This window comes from Hymenobacter arizonensis, assembly GCF_900115775.1.
Classification (GTDB): Bacteria; Bacteroidota; Bacteroidia; order Cytophagales; family Hymenobacteraceae; genus Hymenobacter; species Hymenobacter arizonensis.
In genome coordinates, this window is sequence record NZ_FOXS01000003.1 from 197,310 (window position 1) to 218,358 (window position 21,049).

General features: G+C 58.7%; 18 protein-coding genes. 6 read left to right on the forward strand and 12 right to left on the reverse strand.

Annotated elements, in window-relative coordinates:
• Positions 1–41 precede the first annotated feature (41 nt).
• Together BMZ66_RS12520 and BMZ66_RS12525 are read right to left on the reverse strand one after the other, a co-directional pair.
• A complete protein-coding gene (locus BMZ66_RS12520) occupies positions 42–2,156 on the reverse strand; it encodes an amidohydrolase family protein (RefSeq protein ID WP_092673556.1) in 2,115 nt (704 codons plus the stop codon).
• Between the two features lie 70 nt (positions 2,157–2,226).
• Entirely contained in the window at positions 2,227–3,810 is a 1,584-nt protein-coding gene (locus BMZ66_RS12525) for a hypothetical protein (RefSeq protein ID WP_143080184.1), read from the reverse strand.
• Between the two features lie 964 nt (positions 3,811–4,774).
• Between BMZ66_RS12525 and BMZ66_RS12530 the strand changes: the two genes are divergently transcribed.
• The gene (locus BMZ66_RS12530) at positions 4,775–5,887 is read left to right on the forward strand and encodes an NHL repeat-containing protein (RefSeq protein ID WP_092673562.1); all 1,113 of its coding nucleotides are present in this window, start codon (positions 4,775–4,777) and stop codon (positions 5,885–5,887) included.
• Between the two features lie 184 nt (positions 5,888–6,071).
• Entirely contained in the window at positions 6,072–7,184 is a 1,113-nt protein-coding gene (locus BMZ66_RS12535; RefSeq protein ID WP_092673565.1) for a hypothetical protein, read from the forward strand.
• A gap of 333 nt (positions 7,185–7,517) precedes the next feature.
• On the opposite strand, the gene BMZ66_RS26255 is transcribed toward BMZ66_RS12535, so the two are convergent.
• Positions 7,518–7,961, reverse strand: a complete 444-nt coding sequence (locus BMZ66_RS26255; RefSeq protein ID WP_092673568.1) for an ArsR/SmtB family transcription factor — start codon at positions 7,959–7,961, stop codon at positions 7,518–7,520.
• Between the two features lie 28 nt (positions 7,962–7,989).
• Entirely contained in the window at positions 7,990–8,250 is a 261-nt protein-coding gene (locus tag BMZ66_RS12545; RefSeq protein WP_092673571.1) for a helix-turn-helix domain-containing protein, read from the reverse strand.
• A gap of 116 nt (positions 8,251–8,366) precedes the next feature.
• Between BMZ66_RS12545 and BMZ66_RS12550 the strand changes: the two genes are divergently transcribed.
• From BMZ66_RS12550 to BMZ66_RS25550, 3 genes are all read left to right on the forward strand, one after another.
• Complete coding sequence (locus tag BMZ66_RS12550) at positions 8,367–8,711, forward strand: hypothetical protein (RefSeq protein WP_143080185.1); 345 nt, start codon at positions 8,367–8,369, stop codon at positions 8,709–8,711.
• Positions 8,712–8,773: 62 nt separating this feature from the next.
• The gene (locus tag BMZ66_RS12555) at positions 8,774–9,988 is read left to right on the forward strand and encodes a hypothetical protein (RefSeq protein WP_092673577.1); all 1,215 of its coding nucleotides are present in this window, start codon (positions 8,774–8,776) and stop codon (positions 9,986–9,988) included.
• 121 nt (positions 9,989–10,109) lie between these two features.
• The gene (locus BMZ66_RS25550) at positions 10,110–11,585 is read left to right on the forward strand and encodes an ADP-ribosylglycohydrolase family protein (RefSeq protein WP_177204711.1); all 1,476 of its coding nucleotides are present in this window, start codon (positions 10,110–10,112) and stop codon (positions 11,583–11,585) included.
• Positions 11,586–11,704: 119 nt separating this feature from the next.
• On the opposite strand, the gene dnaB is transcribed toward BMZ66_RS25550, so the two are convergent.
• From dnaB to BMZ66_RS12575, 4 genes are all read right to left on the reverse strand, one after another.
• The gene (dnaB, locus tag BMZ66_RS12565; protein WP_092673580.1) at positions 11,705–13,087 is read right to left on the reverse strand and encodes a replicative DNA helicase; all 1,383 of its coding nucleotides are present in this window, start codon (positions 13,085–13,087) and stop codon (positions 11,705–11,707) included.
• The gene (locus BMZ66_RS25130; protein WP_143080186.1) at positions 13,084–14,046 is read right to left on the reverse strand and encodes an LvrA C-terminal domain-related protein; all 963 of its coding nucleotides are present in this window, start codon (positions 14,044–14,046) and stop codon (positions 13,084–13,086) included. Before BMZ66_RS25130 ends, dnaB begins: the two co-directional genes overlap by 4 nt.
• Positions 14,033–14,356: a helix-turn-helix domain-containing protein gene (locus BMZ66_RS12570; protein WP_092673583.1), complete on the reverse strand. Its 324-nt coding sequence runs from the start codon at positions 14,354–14,356 to the stop codon at positions 14,033–14,035. The genes BMZ66_RS25130 and BMZ66_RS12570 overlap by 14 nt, the downstream gene beginning before the upstream one ends.
• A gap of 240 nt (positions 14,357–14,596) precedes the next feature.
• Complete coding sequence (locus BMZ66_RS12575) at positions 14,597–15,829, reverse strand: site-specific integrase (protein WP_092673586.1); 1,233 nt, start codon at positions 15,827–15,829, stop codon at positions 14,597–14,599.
• 495 nt (positions 15,830–16,324) lie between these two features.
• On the opposite strand from BMZ66_RS12575, the gene BMZ66_RS12580 reads away from it, so the two are divergent.
• The gene (locus BMZ66_RS12580) at positions 16,325–16,945 is read left to right on the forward strand and encodes a DNA-3-methyladenine glycosylase I (protein WP_092673589.1); all 621 of its coding nucleotides are present in this window, start codon (positions 16,325–16,327) and stop codon (positions 16,943–16,945) included.
• 17 nt (positions 16,946–16,962) lie between these two features.
• On the opposite strand, the gene BMZ66_RS12585 is transcribed toward BMZ66_RS12580, so the two are convergent.
• From BMZ66_RS12585 to BMZ66_RS12600, 4 genes are read right to left on the reverse strand one after another with little or no spacing between them, the layout of a single operon-like run.
• Positions 16,963–18,075, reverse strand: a complete 1,113-nt coding sequence (locus BMZ66_RS12585; protein ID WP_092673592.1) for an efflux RND transporter periplasmic adaptor subunit — start codon at positions 18,073–18,075, stop codon at positions 16,963–16,965.
• Positions 18,076–18,111: 36 nt separating this feature from the next.
• Positions 18,112–19,353, reverse strand: coding sequence for an ABC transporter permease (locus BMZ66_RS12590; RefSeq protein WP_092673595.1), 1,242 nt, complete (start codon positions 19,351–19,353; stop codon positions 18,112–18,114).
• A 25-nt stretch (positions 19,354–19,378) separates the two neighbouring features.
• Positions 19,379–19,759, reverse strand: coding sequence for a four helix bundle protein (locus BMZ66_RS12595; RefSeq protein WP_092673598.1), 381 nt, complete (start codon positions 19,757–19,759; stop codon positions 19,379–19,381).
• 25 nt (positions 19,760–19,784) lie between these two features.
• Entirely contained in the window at positions 19,785–21,026 is a 1,242-nt protein-coding gene (locus BMZ66_RS12600; protein WP_092673601.1) for an ABC transporter permease, read from the reverse strand.
• Between the last annotated feature and the right edge of the window lie 23 nt (positions 21,027–21,049).

Sequence of the window (21,049 nt, forward strand, 5' to 3'; positions counted from 1 at the left end):
ACCCGGGCAAGGAACGGATTTCGGATCCGGACCTTGCTATTTTAGCGAACGGGGTAGTGTTTGGTGATAAAAGCGGTGCCATTTTCCGAAAACAACTGCCGCAGGGCTTGCTGCTTGGAGTAAGGCCGGCCCGAGGGGGTGTTGGCCAGGGCAGCACCGAGGCCGAAGCGGTAGAGCTCGTCGTACAAATCGAAGTGGTCGAACACGAATTGCTCGAGTTCGGGCAGCCGGTCGGAAGTGTGGAAGTAGTCGATGGGGTTGACGATGCCGTCAAAGTCGGTGCCGATGGCGATGTGACGCCAGACGTCGCTCTGGGGCGAGGCCGAGCGCACCAGGTGGGCGAGGTTGCGTACGAATGGGGCCGCCGCCAAAAAGCGGTTAATAAAGCCATTCTGGTCAACGCCCTTGGGCAGGGGCACTCGTTCCGAGGCCAAGCGCGCGCGCAGGGCCTGGTGCACACTGTCTGCTTGAGCTTGCGCCTGAGGCAAGCGGGTACCTAAGCCGCGCTGTTCAACGGTTAAACCAATGATGCCCCCGGAACGGCAGATAATGTCGATTTCATCGTCGGCTAAATTGATACTCGAGGGCTGAAAGAAGCCGGCCCGGCGCTGGCCGATTGTGGGGATTTCTGCAACTCGCAGGTAGGAAAGCGTATCCTGGCGATTGGGTTGGTGCTTGAAAAAATCCCGGTAGTAGTGGGGTTTCCCGTCAATGATAAAGCCTGCTCGCGCTATGCGCAGAAAAGGGGAGCGCTCAAATTTCCAGGGAACGCGCATCCACCCAGGATTGACGCGTTGAGAATTTGAATCAAGGCGAGTGCCCGTTTCATCTGCGTACCATTCTTCAAGCTCTTTATAATACTTCGCTGGGTTCTTGAACTCGGCGTAATCGTCGGCCAACGGCCGCAGGGCCGTGGCCAGGGCGAAGCGCAGGCTCTTGCCGCTCATGGCCGCGTGGGAAACCATAATGGGGATGGTATCGCCCGCGACTCGTCGCTGGGCGACGAGGGCGTAGTATTCGAGGCGGGTTTTAAGGCCGGAGTGGCGCATGTCCAGCAAGATGCGTCGGCCGCCGTGGCGGCTCAGCAGAGAATCGATGACCAGTTTGCCCAGTCCTCGGGGATCATTGTAAATGCTGCCCGTTAAGCCGTTATCGTACGGCACGGCTAGGGGCAGGGGATCATCTTGGGAAAAGCCAGAGATGCCGGTAGTGCCGGTCGCGGGCATGGCGTTCGCTCCGGCGCGGACTTTGCGCGAGCCAAATAAGCTGTGCAGAACGACCCCCAGGCCGCCTTCGATGTCCGTGCCCTTGCCGTGGCCGGCGAGCTTGTTCCAAATCAAGTGCGAAAGCGTCACAAACAGCACGGGGTGCTCCCAACGCTTTAAGGTTGCAATGTTTTGCCGGAGCCCCTCCGCGTCCGCCAGGGTAGTGTTGTGCAGCAGCAGGCGATTTTCCAGGCGCGGGCCATTGCCAAAGAGAGCGTGCCCTCCTTCGATGCTGAAGACGACGCCCGTCTGGCCGGGCTGCAGCTGCTGAATGTCCTTGGCTGCAGTAACGAGCACGATTTTCGGGCCCTGCTCAGGATGCTGGGGATCGGTGCGGGCTTGCCGCTGGGTAAAGGCGTATTCGGCCTGAAGCTCGTCGAAGGCCGTTAGGTACTTGTTTTGGACCAGCCGGGCATGAGGCTTCGGCATGCTAATGCCAAAGTTGCTCGCGGCCTTTTTAAAGACACGGTTCCCCCAGTGCTTATCGTCGACCAGGCCCCGCTCGTACGCGTACAGCGAGGTGCACACCAGGCGATAGGTTCCCAGCGCGCCCCAGTTGGACTGCCGATAACCCGAGAAATCGGAGAAGTCGCCTTCCTTTTTAAAACGGAGCTCGCCCGGGGTGTTGCGCATGGACCAGGCCAGGGTATCGGGGCTTTGCCGGGCGGCCTGCAGCAAGGCGGCCGCGGCGGCTTGCTCGGGAGTCGTTGCAGGAATTTCCACCTTGGTCACGAAAGGTTTCATCGTGATGTGGTTGTGGAAGTCCACGTAGCCTTGACGCGAGGGGTCAACCGGGTAGTGGGTGCGAATGCCCGGAATGCTGCGGGTGCAGCTGACTAATGCCAGGCCCAGGAACAAAGTGTACGCGGGGGTGGTGGTAGAGAAAGCCATGGCAGAAAAAGGCAAAGAGGTAGAATGGCAACGAGTTGTGGAGCGCTAGTCCCCGGTAGATGTCACGACTTTAAAAAGCGTAACCCAGGCGGAAACCCGCCGGCATCCATCGCCGCTGCAGCAAAATCTTATCGCCGTAGGAGTAGCGCAGCAGTTCCACCAGGAACTCGGCGTTGCCCACGGGCAAGGCGATGGCCAGGGTCCCCTGCACGTCTTCCCGCCGATAAATGCGCGGGATGTCCTGGGCCGGGGTGCCCGTGCTCAGGGCCCGCGTATACGTCAGGGGCTCGAGCAGCAAGGGCAGCCCCAAAGGTTTTACGCGCACGGTCGGCCCGATCTGGATAAGGGGAAAAGCGCTATTGTGATAGGCGCGGGCAATGTTTTGCCAGGCAACCTTACCCATTAAGCCGTAGCCCATGCCGGTTCGCTCCCCGGCTCCGTTGCGATCCCAGGCAAGTTCGCCGCCCAAAAAAGGCGAGAAGTTGCCGGCCGTTCCCCGGGCTCCGTAGGCGCCTTGAAAAATCCACCAAATCTTGGTGCTCGTGCGGCCGAGCCGGGCGGTGGTGATGGTTTGCATGCTAGGTACCTGCGGATTGGTGCGGTTCTCCCAGGCATGAATTCGCTTGCGCATGCTCTGAGCGTAGACAGGTACCCCCGTTGACTGCCCAAAATCCCAGCCGACCCCCAAACTCAAGAACTTGCGGTGGTAGCCTTCGGAGTACACGAACCGGGGCAGCTCCAGGCGAAAAAATTGGGGTACGGCCGCGCTTACCGGCTGGCCGTTTTTATGCCGGATGTTGGGATAATATTCCAGTTGGTAACTGGCCTCGGCAATGGGCAGGCGCTCGCCATCGCCTAAGTCTGTGCGCACCACGAATGGATTCACCCGAAAACTGAATCCTTCGGATAGCGGCACCCGGAAGCCCACGCCGTAGTCAATTTCCGCGCCCGGCTGGCCGGCTAAGCGACGTACTCCCAGCACCGGTCCTAAGGCAAAAGCCCGAAACTGTAGCAAATCAATCGAGGCTCCGAGGCCAATACCCAGCGGATAGCTGCCCGAAACGGCGACTTGTATGCCCGGGCGGCGTTCCTGGTAGATCTGCGTGTTCGGCGCTTGGCCGGCAGTGGTGCTAGCGAGAGCCAGTGAGGCTAGGTCGATAGCCGGGTCGACGGAGAAATGGCGCGCCTGAAATTTCTCCCACATCATCTCCGGGTTAACCACGGCGGGGGTCTGTCGGGCTCTTTTTGCTTTCAGTTCGAAGTACGTGGTAACCACGAAATCCTCGACCGCGTCCTGGGCAGCTCGGCCCAAGGGAGACAAGCAGTCGGATGAGTACTGGTAAGGGTTTAAGTTGTTACTGTCCGTGCAGTCAATGATTTGCCGCTTGCTTGCGTCCCGCTGATAAGCTCCTGGGGAATACCATTTCTTTTCTGGATGCAGCAGGGGCCCCAATTGCCGGTCCTTCTTGCCGTTCTTATGCCCTTTTTGCGTATCGTCTACGCCTGGCTTCGGAAGGTTGCCCAACAGGTATTCCCCGTCAAATTCATCAGGAAATTGGTGCTGATATGGCGCAAAAGTGCGGCCAATCCGGCCGGTAACCAGCGTCCAGGGCTTGAGGTATTGAATGTGGCGGGCGTCGGCTGTGCGCTGCACGTGAGCCCGGGAGTATGAATCAACAAGGCTATGAATTAGAGCGTAAAAATCATCGCTAACCAACTGACTATGCTGGACGATGCGCTCGGATTGGGTGCTGTTGGTAACTAGTTTTTTGAAGACGGCTGTCAGCGTATTGCGACACCGATCCAGAGCGCTGAGCAACAAGTGTGGCGGCGCTTTGACTACGGGATGCACTGTTGTATCCCGAGATAAGTCTTCAGGCGTGGCCATGAAATGAAAGGCCTGGCCGTTGTCGCTGAACTGCCGGTTTAACACAAAATCCATGTCCCCGGAGCGGACTTCGGGCAAATTCCCCAGTACCTGCCATTGGTACCTTTTCACCTCCTTGGGCGGGTCCATGGCGTGCCAGGCGATTAAGGAGTCGACGATAGAAACCCCCGAGAGCGCTGATTGGCAGTAGGGTGGCTTTAAATACTTGCTGTGGCCCCGCAGGATGTTCAAGTAGGCCTGGGCTTCGATGATGTCGTGTGCTTTGGAGTCAAAGGCCCCAGCGGCATGTGGCCAAAGCCAGGCGCACCCCAAAAGAAAGGGTAAACAATGCTTCATGCGGTAGATAATAACTTGAGAAGAAATGACCGGAAAGGTATAAATATTATTGATAAAAACAAATTAAAAATGTGCTTTATTTAATTCCTTAATAAAAGCCTTACAAAGGCCGCTCAGCTATCGGTGCCAAGACGTGGGCGGGGCGCAGAGCCTTGGTTGGCTGGTGTCGCTGGGAGGTTGCATAAGGGTAGGGAACTGCCGATACGTGACATTTCGACCCTTTTTTGAATTCGTCGGTCACGGGCTATAGCAGGAAACAGGGTTGGACGCCTGTCTAGGAGACTAAGCTCGTGGCCTTGAGAGGCACGTGCCTAGGCCCGCAACCACCACGACTATTTGGCCGACCGGCACTCGTACCTAGGTCATTCACCTAGATGCCGTTTCTTTGTCCGCCATGATCCGATACAGGACGGCCCCCGCGCCCGCCGAGACGAACATCTTCGCTTACTGCCGATATATAGTCCTCTGGGGCCTGCTCCTCGCCCGGCCCTGGGCAGCGAGTGGCCAGCCCGCAAATTCCGGCACGGTGTCGACCCTGGCCGGCGCCCCCAAGCAAGCCGGCAGCATCGACGGCGTGGGCCCGACAGCCCGGTTTAAGTCCCCCCACGGGGTGGTCGTGGGGGCCGACGGCGCGGTCTACGTTGCCGACACCGAAAACCACGCCATTCGGCGGATCACTGCCGCAGGCGTGGTTACCACCCTGGCCGGCGCGCTCGGGCAGAAGGGCCAGGCGGACGGGCTGGGCGCCACGGCCCGCTTTGCGCATCCCGAGGGCCTGGCCCTGGACGCGCAGGGCAACGTGTACGTCGCCGATGCCGGCAACCACACCCTGCGCAAGGTGACCCCCGCCGGGCTCGTCAGCACCGTGGCGGGCCAAGCCGGTCGGGCCGGACGGGTGGACGGGGCGGCCCCGCAGGCACTGTTCAACGCCCCCCACGGCCTCGCGGTCGGGGCCGACGGCACGGTGTACGTGGCCGATACGTACAACCACACCATTCGACGGATTTCGCCCAGTGGGACGGTAACGACCCTGGCCGGTTCTCCCGGCCAAAAGGGCGCCGGCGAGGGGCCCGGGGCGCAGGCCCGCTTTTTCCACCCGTCCGGCGTGGCCGTGGACGCGGACGGCGCGCTCTACGTGGCCGACAACGGCAACCAGACCGTGCGCAAAATCACGCCGGCGGGGGAGGTGAGCACCCTGGCCGGGGCGGCGCGAAAAAAGGGCTCCGCCGATGGGCTGGGACCGGCCGCGCGCTTTCGGACCCCGAGCGGCGTCGCCGTGGACGGGCAGGGGCACCTGTACGTGGCGGACTACGTGAACTCGACCATTCGGCACCTAACCCCCGACGGGCAGGTGAGCACCCTGGCCGGGCACCCGCTCGGGTGGGGCAGCCAGGACGGAACCGGCGACGCGGCTCGGTTCGCGTTTCCGTTTGGGGTGGCCGTCGACGCCCGCGGGCGGCTGTACGTGGCCGACACCCAAAACATGCTCATTCGCTGCGTTGAGTAAAGAGGTAATCCCTCGTTTCGTAAATCGGATTTGCATCCCGGTCTAGCCCCATAAGGAGCCGAGGCGTACCAGGCGCGCTAGACAATTAATCCGCGGCAGCATTTGCCCCGGACCGTACGGGGACTACCCCAGCTCGGTATCCGCAGCGGCCAAAGGCCACGGGCGTAACTTCGCCCCTTTCGCTATGGTGGCCTCTTATCTTCTCCCGCGCTGCATCCTGGCCGCTAGCCTGCTCTGGGCGGGCACGGCGGCTGCCCCCCCGGCGCCGGCGGCGCTGCCTCGCCCCGGGCAGGAGCAGTACCGCCGGTACCGCGGGCAGGTAGCCGGCCGGCCGGTGCTCGTCGAGCTCTCGTTTCGACGCCTGAGCGGCCTGCCCAAGGGGCACCAGCTCGACTTGTTTGGCCGCAGCTACGACTGGGTCACGGGCGAAGAGCAAACGCTGCGTCCGGTGGGCCTCTTCTTGCCCGCTAGCCCCCTTACGCTCGGAGTAGAAGCAGACCCGGGCCAGTGGCCCCGGTGGCGGGCCACGCAGCCGCTCGGACCGGTGCTGAGCGGCACCTGCAAGGCGAGCCCCCAGGCCCCGTCGCAGCCTTTTGCCCTGCGCGAGGACTACACCGGGGCCGTGCGCTACGAACTCTTGACCGAGACCACCGCCGGCGGCCGCGGCCTGAGCGCGCACGGCGAGCCGGCCCGCGCCTACGTGGAAGTCACCTACCTGCACCTGCTCGGCCCCGACACGCTCCGCCCCGCCCTGGCGCGGCTGCAATGCCCGGGGCCCGCGCGTCGTCGACGCGCGCGGCATCCCCTGGGCCAGGTGGCCAGCCGGCAGGACTTTGCCACGGTCTACAACCAGTCGCTGGCCGTCACGCTCAACGAGCAGGACCTGCTGGCCTACGGCACGTACACGGTCGAGGGCGTCGTCGACTTGCGCCACGCGCAGCACAGCTGGGACAACGTCGTGTACGATCTGCGTACGGGCCAGCCAATTGACTTGCTGGCGTTGCTGCGGCCCGGCGGGCCGGCCACCGTGCAGCGCCTGATCACGCGCGAGCTCCGACGCGGGGACCCCGCTTTCGCGGCCGAGTTAGGCCTGGACGCGGAGCTGCTGCCGCTGCCCGACGAAGGCTTTGCGCTAACGCCCACGGGCTGGCAAGCCACCTACCAGACCGCGCCCGAAGACGAGCCCAACTATGCGTATACCGTCACCCTGACCTGGGCCCAGCTGCGCCCGTTGTTGCGCGCGGGCACGCCGCTCAACCGGCTGCTGGTGGCCCGGGGCCAGCGGCCCGTAGAGTAGCAGCCGGCATCTATAGTATTTCCACGGTCGGGCCGGATGGCGCAAATTCAGCGGGGGGCGGTTGCGTGTTGCAAAACATTGCATGCAAAAGACGCTAATAAGTGCCCCCACGTAGGTGGAAGTTGCAAAGTCGCACCCCAAAACGACGTTACAATCGCACTGGTATTGGGCGCCGAGACGCTAACTAGCATAACGGGTAGATTACAGACTGATAGTCAAGATATAATATAAGAAATTTAGTAAAGATTGGCCCTGTTGCTGTACGCACAGCACAAGGCGCTTTTTTCTGGTAGTTTCGAGTGGGTTGCGGGGAGCAGCTGTACGCGTCCTTTCTCATATTTTAACCCCCAACGGGCCGCAGCCACAGCCCGTTTTACTCCGGCAGAGCGGGCAGAAAGCCAGTTCCGCCAAAAAGCCACCCACTTGGCGCACCAGTTCGCCCATGACCACCGTGTCGAGCCAGTACGTTAAGGTGAGCCCCTGGGCCTGTGCGCGCAACAGCCCAAGTTTGCGCAGCGCCACTAGGTGCTGAGACACGGTGGTTCGGGCCAGAGGCAGAGCCGCGCAGATCTCGCCGGCGAATCGGCGCCGCCGATCGGCGAGCAGCTGTAAAATTGCTAGGCGGGCCGGATGAGTCAGGGCCTGGGCTAGATGGGCCGTCCGTTGCTGGGGGAGGGGAAAGGCTGCAGATTTAGCGTGGGTCATAATAAAAGAGTGCTTGCCGTAAATATACGTCAAGCTTTGCCGTATACATACGGCATGGGCAGAATATGCCATGAAGCACTATTTGTCGACCTCTCGAGCCTTACCCAAGGTCAACTCTACCCTGAATGTTTTGAGCTTCTGCCGCGGGAAAGTCTACCAGCTCCTTAAGAGAAATCCCCAGCGCTTGGGCCAGAGCGGCGAGCACTTCCAGCGTGGCGCTTTGGCTGCCCGCCTCCACGCGCTGCACAGTGGGCCAACTGATGTCGGCTTCATCGGCTAGGGCTTGTTGGCTCAGCCCGCGCAGCTTGCGCAGCGCCCGCAGGTGCTCGCCAAATGCATGCAGGAGGGCCGAGTTTTTCACTGCCCCGAAGGACCGCCGGCCGAAGAGCTTTTATCATATCGTATGCGATATGTTTGCGAGAACGATGGTAACTTTGTGAGGAGCCGCAGCAAGGGCTGGGTTTTACCTTTTTCGCTATGTTTAAACCTGTTTACTGCGTTCTTGTCGTGCTGGTCTTCCTTGCCTTCTGCGGCTGTCAATCCATAATCAAGCACCGCTTGGCCGGCACCTATTACCGCTACAACCCGGGTAGCACGGCGACGCTAGCGGTGCAGAAGTTGCACCTGACGGAAACCAAATTCATCATGACCGTGCCCTTGAACGGAGACATGGCCATGGACTACTCCGTCGAAAACGGCATCATTTACGTTGGCGGCCAGCCCAGCCAAATCTGCTTCACCGTGGACGGCATGGGCGTCATCAGCAACAAAGGGGCAGTGGGCATCGAAGGCACCTACATCAAACAAGTAGACGAGAATTAGCCTGGCGTCACAGGGGATTCTTTGTCACTTTCATTTTCCTATCGGACCACAACCCTTTCTTCATGCAAGAGCCCGTTTTCCTACCCATCGCTCAAGTTCATACTCCCCAGGGTTCTGTCAGGTACGTTGCGCAGGCCCGTTCGCACCAGGGCTTCCTGGTCCAGCGGCGCTACCGGGGCGTGGGCGAACCACACTATAGTACTTCTACCTCCTCCCCATGGAACTTTTGGGTGAGCTACGAATATGTAAAGGCCTGCTTGGAGCCCCTGCTTAACCTCGGCGCAGTGCAGGCCGCGGGATTATCCGCTACCGCCATCCGAGCATGGATAGCCGACCATCCGGGCGAAGTGTTTACTCATCCCGTCTATGCGTCCTTGTGCCTGCGGTGGGGCGAAAACACGTACGGCTACCGGGTAGAGGAACTCGAGGAGCCCGAACTCACGCCCGAGGCGGTGCCATTTACGCCCCACACGTGCTGGGAGTCAGGCACGACCTATTACCAGTGGGCAGCTGCACCCAACGCCGACCAGGACTTATTAGAGCAGATTCGTTTACCGGCCTACTTGCAGAACCATGTGCGTGAGATAGGCCAGGAGGGCGGCTGGTTCGGGTGGTATAGCACCGACTACCGGGCCTTGCATCATGCTCTGGCGGCCCAGGGCCGGCGCCTCGTTCTGGCCCAGCCCCGCATGTGTTACGGCGTCTTTACGCAAGATTGCGGAACGCTAACGGTGCTCATGACTGCGGATGGGGCCGAAGAAGCCTATGCGTATTATGCGGCGTTACCCGAAGCCCCAGAAACGTATCGTGGCCCAACCAGCGAGGGCAACTGTGTAGGCTACGGTTATTTTGTGCAATGGCCCGGTCAAGCTGCTGGAGAGTGGGGTCTTACTTGTGACAAGCGTGTGCTAGAGCCCAATGGCGAGCAACAGTATCTAAACTACACCGCCAATGGTGGATTGGTCATCAATCGGATGCGCGCCAATGATTTGCACGAGCAAGAATTTCCTCAACATGTGCCCTTGGTGACGCTGGCGGCGGTGCTGGCTACCACGGGCCTGGTTCGGTGGCGCCTAGCCGAAGCCTTGGGCTGGACGCTCGAGGAGTTAAGCGAACGAGAAAAGGACCCGGGCAGGGTAACCATCGCCGAGGTTGAGCGCGTGGGCGAGCTCACGCAACGGCCGGTCGAACAATTGCTGCGGGAGTTGCGCGAAGAAATGCGCGCGCGCACTAAGCTGGCCCAGGTGGCCCAGCAAAGATCGCAGCCGATGCCGTAAGGGCTTTTGCATTAGTACCAACCGTGTTACGAGAACCTATACCTTCCCCTAATTTTGGCGGAAGTGAGCTCTTGTGCGCATATAGAGCAATTTTACGTTGCCTTCACTTTTTCCCCTGTTAATGTCCACTATTCCCAAGCTTGAATCAGAGTTTCGCTCGGCCCTGTTGGGCTTAGCCGTGGGCGACGCCCTGGGCGTGCCCGTAGAGTTTACCTCCCGGGCCACCCGCCAGCGCGACCCCGTTACGGGCATGCGCGCCTTTGGTACCCACCACCAGCCGGCCGGCACCTGGTCCGACGATGCTTCTTTAACCTTTTGCTTGGCCGAGGCGCTGGCCGCCGGGTATTCGGTGCAGGGCTTGGCGGCGAACTGCGTGCGCTGGTACGATGAACAGTTATGGACGCCCCACGGCCGGGTATTCGACATTGGCATTACCACCCGCGAGGCGATTTACCGCCTTAAGAAGCAGGATAAAGATGCATCCCCACTGGTCGGCGGGCGCGATGAGATGAGTAACGGCAACGGCGCGCTCATGCGCCTGCTGCCCTTGGCCTTCTACCAGGAGCAAGCCCCCTTGGCTACTCGCTTCCAACTCATTGCGGATGCCTCGGCCGTCACGCACGGCCACGTGCGCTCGGCCGTTGCCTGCTTCTTGTACCTGGAAATGGCGGGATATCTGCGGCAGGGGTTGAACCCAGCGGATGCCTACAACCACCTGTGTCAAACGGCCCCGGCTCAGCTAGCCGAGCTTCACATTACCGATGCGGAAAAGAAGCAGTTTAAGCGCGTGCTGAATGGGGAATTAGTCACTTTGCCCGAATCGGCTATTGCCAGCAGCGGCTACGTAGTGCACACGCTCGAAGCGGCGCTCTGGTGCTTGCTGCAGCACGAGACTTATGCGGCCACTGTGCTCGCCGCTGTGAACCTGGGCGAGGACACGGACACCACTGGGGCCGTGGTCGGAGGCTTGGCCGGGTTGTGCTACGGCGAGGAAGCGATTCCCGCAGCCTGGCTGCAGGTCTTGGCCCGACGTGTGGACATCGAAGACCTGGCTCAGCGAGCAGCGATTAGCTGTATACACCTGCCCCGCCCCCTGCCGAATAGCTACTGGGCCACGCCCCACGTGCTCGGCTGCGAATACCCTGGTGACCTCAATCAGGAAAAAGCCCGGGTCAAGCTTACGGCTTTGCTGCAGGCCGGCATCACCGACTTTGTTGACCTGACGGAAGCCCACGAGTTGGCGCCGTATGAAGACCTTCTGCAAACGGTAGCTGCCGAGCAGGGGGTACAGGTGCGCTACCGCCGTTTCCCTATTAAAGATGTGAGTGTTCCGGAGCCCACCACGCTCGAGGCGGTGTTGGCGGCCTTGACCACCAGCGTGGCCGCCGGCAGAAAGGCCGCTGTGCACTGCTGGGGAGGCGTCGGCAGGACGGGAACAGTCATTGGGTGTTATCTAGTGCGGGCCGAGCGGTTGACTGGGGTGGAGGCCCTGGCCCGCATTGCACAAGAGTGGCAGGGGGTAGAAAAAAGCCACCGGGTACCCCGTTCCCCGGAGACAACCGCGCAGTACCGGATGGTGGAAACGTTTGATAAGTAATGAAGCTAAAAGGTCAGAAGGTTTGAAACGAAGGTGAGCAATGCCTCAAGTCCTCCCACAAGGATTATTGCATTGCTCACTTTATAATTTATCGTTTATACCAAGGTTAAAACCAACTGCTAGGCATAGGTGGAACTGAACTTTTGAGTCCTCACTGGTTCAATATCTTTGAACTTGCCTGTTGTCATGTCTGATTGCACAATGACTGTGGTCAAAGGACCGTTGCGATGCTTGGCGATGATTAACTCGGTAATTCCCTTAACTGAATTGCCAGCCGCGTCTTTTTCAATCTTATAGTATTCAGGTCGATAAGGGAATATTACGACGTCGGCATCTTGTTCAATCGCACCTGATTCACGCATGTCTGACAAGATGGGCTTTTTGTCGCCTCCTCTAGTCTCTGGAGCGCGCGAGAGTTGACAGAGGGCAACGACAGGAATATTCAGCTCTTTAGCGATGATTTTAAGTCCCCGGCTGATGGTGCTTATTTCTTGCTCTCGATTGCCGGATTTTAAACCATTCATGAGTTGCAGGTAGTCGACTACAAGCAATTTAATGCCGTGTTCTTGCTTGGCCTTCGTCGCCTTGGCTTTTAATTCTCCAATGCTGAGAGAGGGACTGTCATCAATGATGAGTGGAATATGACGCAGAGCTCCCGCATCAACGCGAAGTTGTTCTGCCTGAGCTGGAGTCATATCAATTCCGCGACAGAGTTGCGACGAACTGTGACCGGTCTCGGTCCCAATAAGCTTTGTTGCTAATTCAATGTCGCTCATTTCCAATGAAACAAACAAGCAAGGATTCTCATTGCCTGCAGCCATTCGGGCTACAGCTAAAGCCAGACTGCTCTTCCCCATGGAGGGCCGGGCGGCTATAATGATAAGATTCGAGGGCTGAAAACCACCGGTGATTTTATCCAAAGCGTTGATGCCTGTCGGCACACCCGTTACGCCACCAGGGGTTTGCGTTGCTTTCACAATCCGGTCAATGGTTCTATCAAAAAGACTTCCTATAGTTTGAGCGCTGCGGATTTGTAAGCAATCGTGTAAACGGTTTAGCATCACTTGGCCCTCGCTGATCAACTCGTGCGGGTCAGCAGTTGGCTCAGTGGACTTGCTATAGAGCTCATAGGCCATAGCGGCCATTTGACGCTTGGTAAATAGCTCTAAGAGGGTCAAACAATGCGTAGTCAGATGGGCCGCAGTGGGTGGGGCAGTTACTTCCAGATTGCCTAAGTAGTGATGGCCACCAACACGCTTGAGTAGCCCACGCTTTTCTAACCAAGCAGATACAGTAAGAGTATCAACACCATGTCCTTCGGCATGGAGCGTGGTAATCGAACGGTACACGAATCGGTTTGCGCTGGAATGAAATACTTCGTCATTCCCTCGCAGCAAGGTAATGACATGTCCTACTGCTTCACTTGTTTGAAGCATGATGCCCAGTACCGCTGCTTCCAGCTTGTGATTGGTGGGCAGGAGGGGGGATTGGTTGGATTTCATTTGATATGGGTATTAGCTTGTTGCTCAAGTAGGGTTACAAGTGAGTAACTAGTTGTATCAGGCGATGGTGGGGCACAAACGCCTCGAAGAGTCGGTGCGAGGGGCTGGGTCGGTAAATCCTCGTCAAGCCAACTGCGGCCAGTGAGATAGGTAAGTGGGTATTTCCGATATTGTACCTCCGGGGTAGCGGCTACATAACCATCGACGTGAGCTAAGATGGCCGAGCGGTCAAAAGCTGAGAGTTTCGCCCATTTCCTCTGGCAGTTGTATCGGTCATTCTTTTTGCCATACTTATTCCAGAATTCTTCGAAAGAAGCGGCACCATCAGGTTCCGTTGCTACGGATGGCAGGAGAGCAGATTTGATAATTTCATTCCCCGTTTCAGCCGAAAGAGTTTTATTGATTTTTACCCTGCCATTTAAATGAGTATTTATCTTGGCAGAATCTGCTATAGGCTTAGGCAAATGTTGCCACTGCTCTGTAGCAACGTTTACAGTAGGTTCGGGCAAATCCTGCACAAGCCCTTTTTCAGTTTCTGCTGCGTTGTTGCATCTGCCAGAAGGAAGCAAGGGGATGAGCTTACGCTTGGGTTGCGCGTTTTGCCGGGTTATCCGGAGCAATAGTCCCGCTCGTTCCAACTCCTGAAGGGCACTCCCAACGGCTCGCTTGGAAATTCTACATCGGTCCACAAAATGGTGGTCATTCGCCCAAACTTCGCCGCTTACCCGTTCCAGATTAATAGTCTCCGACAGAACTAAGCGGGCTGACCAACCAATAGGCAGAACCATGACTTCTTTAGGAATAAAGAAGTCCCGCGGAGCCGCATTGCGTCGCTTTGGAGATGGGTGAGGAGAAGCTGCGACCGCCATTTTTTCAACGCGCCGATGCTTGCCGACAGGAGCTGTTTCACTCCCAGTAAGTGCCGCTATTATAGCTGCTGTATAGTTAGCGGCGGGCATGACGGCTGGCTTTAGGTGTGCGCTGATAACTCTCGTTTTGGAGAGCTGCCATGATGTCGGCCTTGAAGAAGTAGGAGCGAGCGCCTAGCTTGTGAACGCGGAGCCGCCCAGCTCTGACATATTCATGCACGGTTTGCCTCGTGCAGTTCAAAAATTTCGCCGTCTCTACAACGGTATAAGGATGGGAGTTATCCTCGGCAGGCGCGCTGGATTGCAGCGCCTCACGGACCTCGTCATGCACGACCTTGCGGAACCCATCGAGTAGTTCCTTGTAGGTCACCCCGCATATTCGTATTTCTTGTTCTGGCATGCGTGTGTTGCTTCCCTTAAGTGGGAGAGCGATGCAAACATGCGGTATCCGACAGGTGAAAGGGGCAAGGAATCACAAGTAATCTGCCTTTCTGTAACGTTTGGGCGTTTTTGCAGTGTTTAAGGCCTTGCTACATTTCCCAATAATTTCAGTGTAGGCTCGCCGGATAGTTTGCTCTGCCTGCCTTCTCATGTCGCTTCTTGATTCGTTTCCGGTCGCTTTATGCACTGACACACGTTCTCAGACTTCCTGATCTGCATACGCTCGGGCAAACTCTTTCTCCACGGTCTGCTCCGTAATGTTGACATACCGCTTAAAAGACTTCCAGTCACGATGCCCGGTGACTTTCATTACTACCTCTGGCCGCAGCCCTCGCTCGAGCGAGAGGGTAACGAAGGTCCGCCGACCTGTGTGGACGCCTAGCCGCTCCCACTTGGCGTGGGTAGTGCTGTGGCGCGTGCCAGCGCGGTACTTGATTACTTCAATCGGGGTGGTGATGCCAGCGAGCTGACCGAGCTCCTTTAGGTAATCATTTAATCGCTGGTTGGTAATGGGGTGCACGTCCCCGGCCAGGTACTTCTCGACGATGCGCTGGGCTACCGGTCGCAAGGGCACGGTCACGGCCTCGCGGGTTTTCTGGGTGGTGATGCGCAGGGTGGCACCCCTAAAATGCTCGGGGCGAATGGCCACCAAGTCAGAGTAGCGCAGGCCGGTGTAGCAGGAAAGCAGAAACAAGTTGCGGGCGTTGTCCAGGTAGGGCCGGCCGGCGAGCTCCAATTCTTCCAGGGCCCGCACCTCCTCGGCCGTGAGGGTCATTATTTCGGGCTCCTGCCGTTTCCAGCGCAGTTGCTCGTAGCCGCGGCTGGCGTGAAAGCCGCGGTCCGAAGCGTACTTCATAAACCGCTTGAGCGTGGCCACCTGCTTGGCGATGGTGTTGTCGGTAAGCTTTGCCTTATCGAGCAAAAACAAAGTGAACTTGTCGCCGAAGGCCGGGGTGATGGAGTCGAAGCTGACGCTTGTCTTGGCTTGAGCGGCAAAGGCGCGCAGGTGCCGGGCGGTGGTCTCGTAGACCATGGCGCTGCGGGCCTTGCCGTGGCCTCGGGCCAGGGCCACCCACTCTTCGTAATAGTCCCAGAAGGTCATCTTCTTCGCAGCCCCAGCAGCCGGCTTCTCTTCCACGGTGGGCTGGCTGAGCTTACGCAGCGCTTTGGTCGTGGGCGTGTCCCCAGTGGCCCGGCGCTCGGCGTAGGAATCGAGCAGCTTTTCCTCGAGCAAGTCGAGCGCGTCATTGAGCAGTCCGTTGGCCGGATAGCCACGCAGCTGGGCGCGCTGCTCGGCTTTGACCCATTGCTTGGGGTGAATTTTTAGGCCGCTGTAGACCTTGACGCGCTGGCCGTCAAAAGCCACGTAAGCGAAAATGGAAGTGGGCCGGTCGGCCTTGGATTCCTTGAGCAGGAAGGAGACTTTTGCCATAAGAATGCGAGATTGTGTTTGCCTGCTCCTAAGGTAATCGATCTCTGTTCACCGGGGAACAAAAGGGAGCAATTCCGGGGACAAAAAACGCGACTCCCCCCGACACGGTCCGATTCCTTCCGACAAGCACCTGCGCTGAAAAGCCGCAAACGGCGTTTTAGGCCGAAGATTCGAGTGAATCGTGTCGGTTTTAGTAGGGTAGGGGTAAGTCCCTCGCTCTCTACATAAAAGCCCCGTTTCCGATTTGGAAACGGGGCTTTTTGCTTTTAGGGTAAAGACCTACTGGCCCGTAGCGCGACCGTGCCTGCCTCCTAAAGAGCCTGTTTAGGAAGTAATGAGTGACTGTTCGTCATTCCGAGCGCAGCCGAGGAATCTCGCCCGAGTCGTTGCACGAGGCCCGAACGGTGCGAGCGAGATTCCTCGGCTGCGCTCGGAATGACGGACGGATGAATTCCTAAACAGCTTCAAAGCCAGCCAACTGAATTACCTTGTGCCATGAGCTTACCTTCCGTGCCTGCTGCCGATGGCCAGTGCGCCTGGGCCAACCACAGCGAGCTGCTGCGCGCTTTTCACGACCACGAATGGGGCGAGCCCGTGGCGGAGCCGGCGATATTGTTTGAGTACTTGGTGCTGCACACGTTTCAGCTTGGGTTCGATTTTCCGGTGGTGCTGAAGCGGCGAGAGGGGTTTCGGGAGCTGCTGGAGAACTTCGACCCTGAGCGACTGGCCCGGTGGGGAGAGTCCGAGATAGAGGAGGTAATCGTTAATCCGCGCATACTGCGGAACCGGCGGAAGCTGGAAGCTACGGTGCGCAACGCCCAGGCCTGGCTGCGGCTGCGCGCCGAAGTGGGCGAGGAGGGAATCTTGCCGTTTTTCTACGCCTATGTGGGCGGGCGCACCGTGGACGGGCAGCGGAGCGCGGCCAGTCCCGCGCCGCTCTCGACGCCGGAAAGCACCGCCATGAGCCAGGATTTAAAGCGGCGCGGCTTCGTAATGACCGGGCCCATGACGTGCTACAACATCCTGCAGACGGCCGGCATTGTCAACGACCATTGGGTGACTTGCTCACGGCACGCCGAGTGCGCGATGCTGGCAGCTGAGTGGGGGAGGGACTGAACAGAGGTGCCTGCTGGCTAGCTCTTTTTGTCAGTTCCGGCGGGTGGGCCCAGCACCTTCACCTTGTCGCTCTTGGCCAGGCCCGACGTTATTTCAACATTGACGCCGTCGGAGAGGCCGGTTTTTACCAGGCGTTTCTGAAACTGTTGAGGGCCGGTTTCTACTTCCACAAATACACTGTCTTTGTTCACTTTGCCGAATTGCAACAGGCCCTCCCTGATGGCTAGCACCTGCTGCCGCTTGCCCAGCACAATGTCGCCGTTGGCCGAGTAGTTAGCCCGCAGGAACTGACCGGGCTGGAGCTTGAGCCGGGCCCGCACCTGGAACTTGATGGCGCCTTCCTCGGCCAGGCCTTTGGGAGCGATGTATTCGAGGATGGCGGGGAAGCTTTGATTTTCGAGTGCGCCGATGGTCAGGTTGAGGTCCATGCCTTCGCGCACCTTGCCCACTTCGCTCTCGTCAATCTTGCCTTCGAACACTAGGCTCTGCATGTCGGCCACGGAGGCGATGGTGGTGCCTTCGTTGAAGTTGTTGCGCTCGACCACCGACGAGCCGGCCTTTACGGGCACGTCGAGCAGCATGCCGGTAATGGTGGAGCGCACCAGATTTAGCGAGCCGCCGGTGTTGCGCGAGGCGCCGCGCTGGGCAATCTGCAGGTTGCTTTCGGCCGCGTCGAGGGCTTGTTTTTTGGCCCGGTAGTCGGCTAGGAAGTTGAGGTATTCTTGCTCGGCAATCACCTTTTGGTCGAAGAGGGCTTTCTGTCGGTCGAGGACCACTTTGCTGGTTTCTAGCGCAATGCGCGACGCCTGAATGCCGGTTTGGGCATTGTTGACGCTGGCCGCGTTGGCTACTGTCCGGATGCGGGCCAGCAGCTGCCCTTCCTTCACTGGCTGCCCGGCTTCTACATACAGCTCCTCCACTATGCCCGAAACCTGGGGCTTAATCAGCACTTCGCGCCGCGGCACGATGCTGCCGGTGGCTACAGTTTTCTTAACGATGTCGGCCACGAAGGGTGTCTCGGTCTGGTAGGTAACCGGGTCGGTATGAGCCTGCTTCCAGAAATAGTAGCCCAGCCAGCCAAACCCGGCGAGGAGCAACAGCAGCAAGAGCGAAAGGAAGACGCGTTTCATACGGAGGTGTTTTTGAAGTAATTGTTCGGTTTTGCTTTATTCGTCTTTCAGGGCCACCACTGGCTGCACCCGTGCCGCCTGCAGCGCCGGTACCAGCCCGGCCACGGCCCCGGCCACTACCAGCAGGACAATGGCCGCGCCGGCCACGCCGATGTCGACGCGCGGATTGGCAAAGAAGCCAACGTCCTCGCCCGCAATCAGGGCATCGATGCCAGCCATGAGGGCCGTGCCAACCAACAGGCCAAACAGCCCGGCCACGGCCGTTAGCACTATGCTTTCCTGCACAATGAGGCTCACAATGCTCCAGGGCGTGGCCCCCAGCGCCTTGCGAATCCCTATTTCTTTGGTGCGCTCCTTCACCACGATGAGCATGATGTTGCTGACGCCGATGATGCCGGCCAGAATGGTGCCGACGCTCACGAGCCAGCCAAAGCTCGTGATGCCGGCAAAGAGGCCCTGCACCTTTGCGTATTCTTCTTCCACGTTGGCCGAGCCAAAGGCGCGCTCGTCGGTGGGCGCTACTTTGTGCTGGCGGGCCAGCACCTGCTTGGCCTTGGTTTCGACTACCGCCGCCGGAATGCCGGGTTTGGGGATGAAAGCGAAATAGCCCACGCGGTTCACCTGATTGAAGGTGTGCTGCAGGGCAGTGAGTGGGATGATGATGGTCTGGGCTTCTTCCTGGGCGTTTTCGGGCTTGCCTTCGCCTTTAAACAAGCCCACCACCAGGAAGTAAATGCCTTTGATGCGGATTTGCTGACCCAGTGGGTTTTGGCTGCCAAAAAGCACCTCCGCCACCCGGTTCCCAATGACGGCCACTTTGCGCCGCTCGGTGATATCAGGTTCATTGATAAACCGGCCGCTGGTCATGTTCACCGCCTTCACGGCCGGGTAGTTGGGATATTCGCCATTCACCGAAAAAGAGGAGCTTTTGGTGCCGTACTGCACGGTAAAGGTGCCATCGAGGGAGCCACGCGGCAGGATGGCCGCGGCTTCGGGTATCTCGCGGTTCAGGGCGGCCACATCGTCGTTCGTGAACCGGATGAAGCGGCCCACTTTCAGCCCGGCGTAGGGCTCACTGGTGCGCTGCGACCAGATGAATACCGCGTTTTTGGCCACGTCAAACTCTTTTTCCACGCCGTTCTGGAAGCCCCGGCCCGCACCCAGCAGCACCACCAGCATAAATATGCCCCAGTACACGCCAAACGCAGTGAGGCCCGTGCGCAGCTTGTGTCGCCGCACCGTGCCCCAGATTTCCTGCCACGTATCTACATTGAACATTTAACAATTAACATTTAACACGCGCTTAGCTGATAGCCGCGCGGTTATTGAGGGAACGGGAGGAGCGGATGGTGGTGAAGAGCATTTTGCTTAGTTCGTCGGCCTCGGCTAGGATGCTTTCGAAGTTTTTGCTGGGGATATAATCGGAGTCGTGTAGCAGGTTGAGCCAATACTTGGTTTCCAGGCTTTCCTTGTAAGCAATGGACATTTTTGCTGAAAAATCGGCATTCGAAATAGCGCTGTTGGCCTCGGCGATGTTCGCTCCAATGGATGTGCCGCACCGCAGCAGCTGTTTCGACAAAATATATTCCTTTTGCTCGCCTGTGAGGAAGCGGTAGGCCTTAATAATGCGCAAGGCGAAAGCGTACACCTTATCATAAAGCACATTCTCACGTCCGCCTATCATACTGTTAAATGTTAATTGCTAAATGTCAAATGTCCCGCAGGGCTTCGATGGGTTTCACATTGGCAGCTTTGGTGGCGGGGACCAGGCCAGCGGCTGCGCCGGCCACTACCAGCAGGGCGGTGGCGCTGAGGGCCACGCTCACGTTCACTTGGGGGTTGTCGAAGTAGGAAGTGGTGCCGCCGGACTGCTCCAGGGCGTAGCGCACGGCGTCGAGCAGGGCCACACCGGCCAGCAGGCCCAGGTAGCCTGAGACGCTGGTAATTACGACTGACTCCTGCACTATCATGCTGATGATGCTCCAGGGGGTGGCGCCCAGGGCCTTGCGCACGCCGATTTCGCGGGTGCGTTCCTGCACAATGATGAGCATGATGTTGCTCACGCCCACCACGCCGGCCACCAGCGTGAGCACGCCAATGATGGTCACGAACAGCCGGATGCCGCTGAAGAGCCCTTCGAAGCGCGCTAGTTCTTCTTCGTTGTTGTCGAGGTCCAGGGCCTGCTTGTCGGCGGGGTCGAACTTGTGGCGGGTGGCCAGCAACTGCCGCACCTGCTCTTCGAGCTCTTTCACGGGTGTGCCCTTGCGGCTGCTCACGCCGATGCGCTGCACCTGGTTGTACTGGTTGAACGTGGTTTGGAACGTAGTGAACGGCACAAAGGCCCGCTCTTCGTTGCGGCCGTTGTTGCCGGTGTTGGTGAACGTGCCCACCACCCGGAAAAACACTCCTTTCACCTGCACGAAGCGGCCAATGCAGTTGCTGTCGCCGAAGAGCACCTTGCGTACTTTCTCGCCCAGCAGCATCACCTTGCGCTGTTCAATGCCGTCGAGGGGGTTAAGCAGCCGGCCCTGGGCCAATTTTTCGCCGTTCAGGTCGAAGAACTCGGCATTGGCTCCAAACACCTGATAGGAACCGTTTTTGGTGCCGTTCATGATGGTGTATTCGCCGAATAGCCGGTTGCGGGTGGCCAGCAGCTCTACGCCGTCTACCTGGCGGCGAATGGCTTCAAGGTCGTCGTTGGTGAACTTGATTTGGCGGCCCGGCTGCAGGCCCTGCCAGGGCAACGAGGTTTTGCCGGCGCTCACAAACAAGCTGTTTTTGGCTCCTCCCCCAAACTGTTTCCACACGCCGTTTTCCATGCCTTTGCCCGCACCCAGCAGCAGCACCAGCATGAAAATGCCCCAAAACACGCCAAACGCCGTCAGGAACGTGCGCAGCTTGTTGCGGCGCATCGTGCCCAATATCTCCTGCCATTTATCGAGGTCAAACATTGACAATTAACATTTAACAGTTA

What these genes read in the sequence shown, in the direction of transcription:
- dnaB (WP_092673580.1), bottom strand. Translation starts at nt 13,087, where the DNA reads ATGAAATCCAACCAATCCCCCCTCCTGCCCACCAATCACAAGCTGGAA.
- BMZ66_RS12580 (WP_092673589.1), top strand. Translation starts at nt 16,325, where the DNA reads ATGAGCTTACCTTCCGTGCCTGCTGCCGATGGCCAGTGCGCCTGGGCC.
- BMZ66_RS12575 (WP_092673586.1), bottom strand. Translation starts at nt 15,829, where the DNA reads ATGGCAAAAGTCTCCTTCCTGCTCAAGGAATCCAAGGCCGACCGGCCC.
- BMZ66_RS12535 (WP_092673565.1), top strand. Translation starts at nt 6,072, where the DNA reads ATGGTGGCCTCTTATCTTCTCCCGCGCTGCATCCTGGCCGCTAGCCTG.
- BMZ66_RS12600 (WP_092673601.1), bottom strand. Translation starts at nt 21,026, where the DNA reads ATGTTTGACCTCGATAAATGGCAGGAGATATTGGGCACGATGCGCCGC.
- BMZ66_RS12585 (WP_092673592.1), bottom strand. Translation starts at nt 18,075, where the DNA reads ATGAAACGCGTCTTCCTTTCGCTCTTGCTGCTGTTGCTCCTCGCCGGG.
- BMZ66_RS25130 (WP_143080186.1), bottom strand. Translation starts at nt 14,046, where the DNA reads ATGCCCGCCGCTAACTATACAGCAGCTATAATAGCGGCACTTACTGGG.
- BMZ66_RS12530 (WP_092673562.1), top strand. Translation starts at nt 4,775, where the DNA reads ATGATCCGATACAGGACGGCCCCCGCGCCCGCCGAGACGAACATCTTC.
- BMZ66_RS12550 (WP_143080185.1), top strand. Translation starts at nt 8,367, where the DNA reads ATGTTTAAACCTGTTTACTGCGTTCTTGTCGTGCTGGTCTTCCTTGCC.
- BMZ66_RS12570 (WP_092673583.1), bottom strand. Translation starts at nt 14,356, where the DNA reads ATGCCAGAACAAGAAATACGAATATGCGGGGTGACCTACAAGGAACTA.
- BMZ66_RS12595 (WP_092673598.1), bottom strand. Translation starts at nt 19,759, where the DNA reads ATGATAGGCGGACGTGAGAATGTGCTTTATGATAAGGTGTACGCTTTC.
- BMZ66_RS12520 (WP_092673556.1), bottom strand. Translation starts at nt 2,156, where the DNA reads ATGGCTTTCTCTACCACCACCCCCGCGTACACTTTGTTCCTGGGCCTG.
- BMZ66_RS12590 (WP_092673595.1), bottom strand. Translation starts at nt 19,353, where the DNA reads ATGTTCAATGTAGATACGTGGCAGGAAATCTGGGGCACGGTGCGGCGA.
- BMZ66_RS25550 (WP_177204711.1), top strand. Translation starts at nt 10,110, where the DNA reads ATGTCCACTATTCCCAAGCTTGAATCAGAGTTTCGCTCGGCCCTGTTG.
- BMZ66_RS26255 (WP_092673568.1), bottom strand. Translation starts at nt 7,961, where the DNA reads ATGGCATATTCTGCCCATGCCGTATGTATACGGCAAAGCTTGACGTAT.
- BMZ66_RS12555 (WP_092673577.1), top strand. Translation starts at nt 8,774, where the DNA reads ATGCAAGAGCCCGTTTTCCTACCCATCGCTCAAGTTCATACTCCCCAG.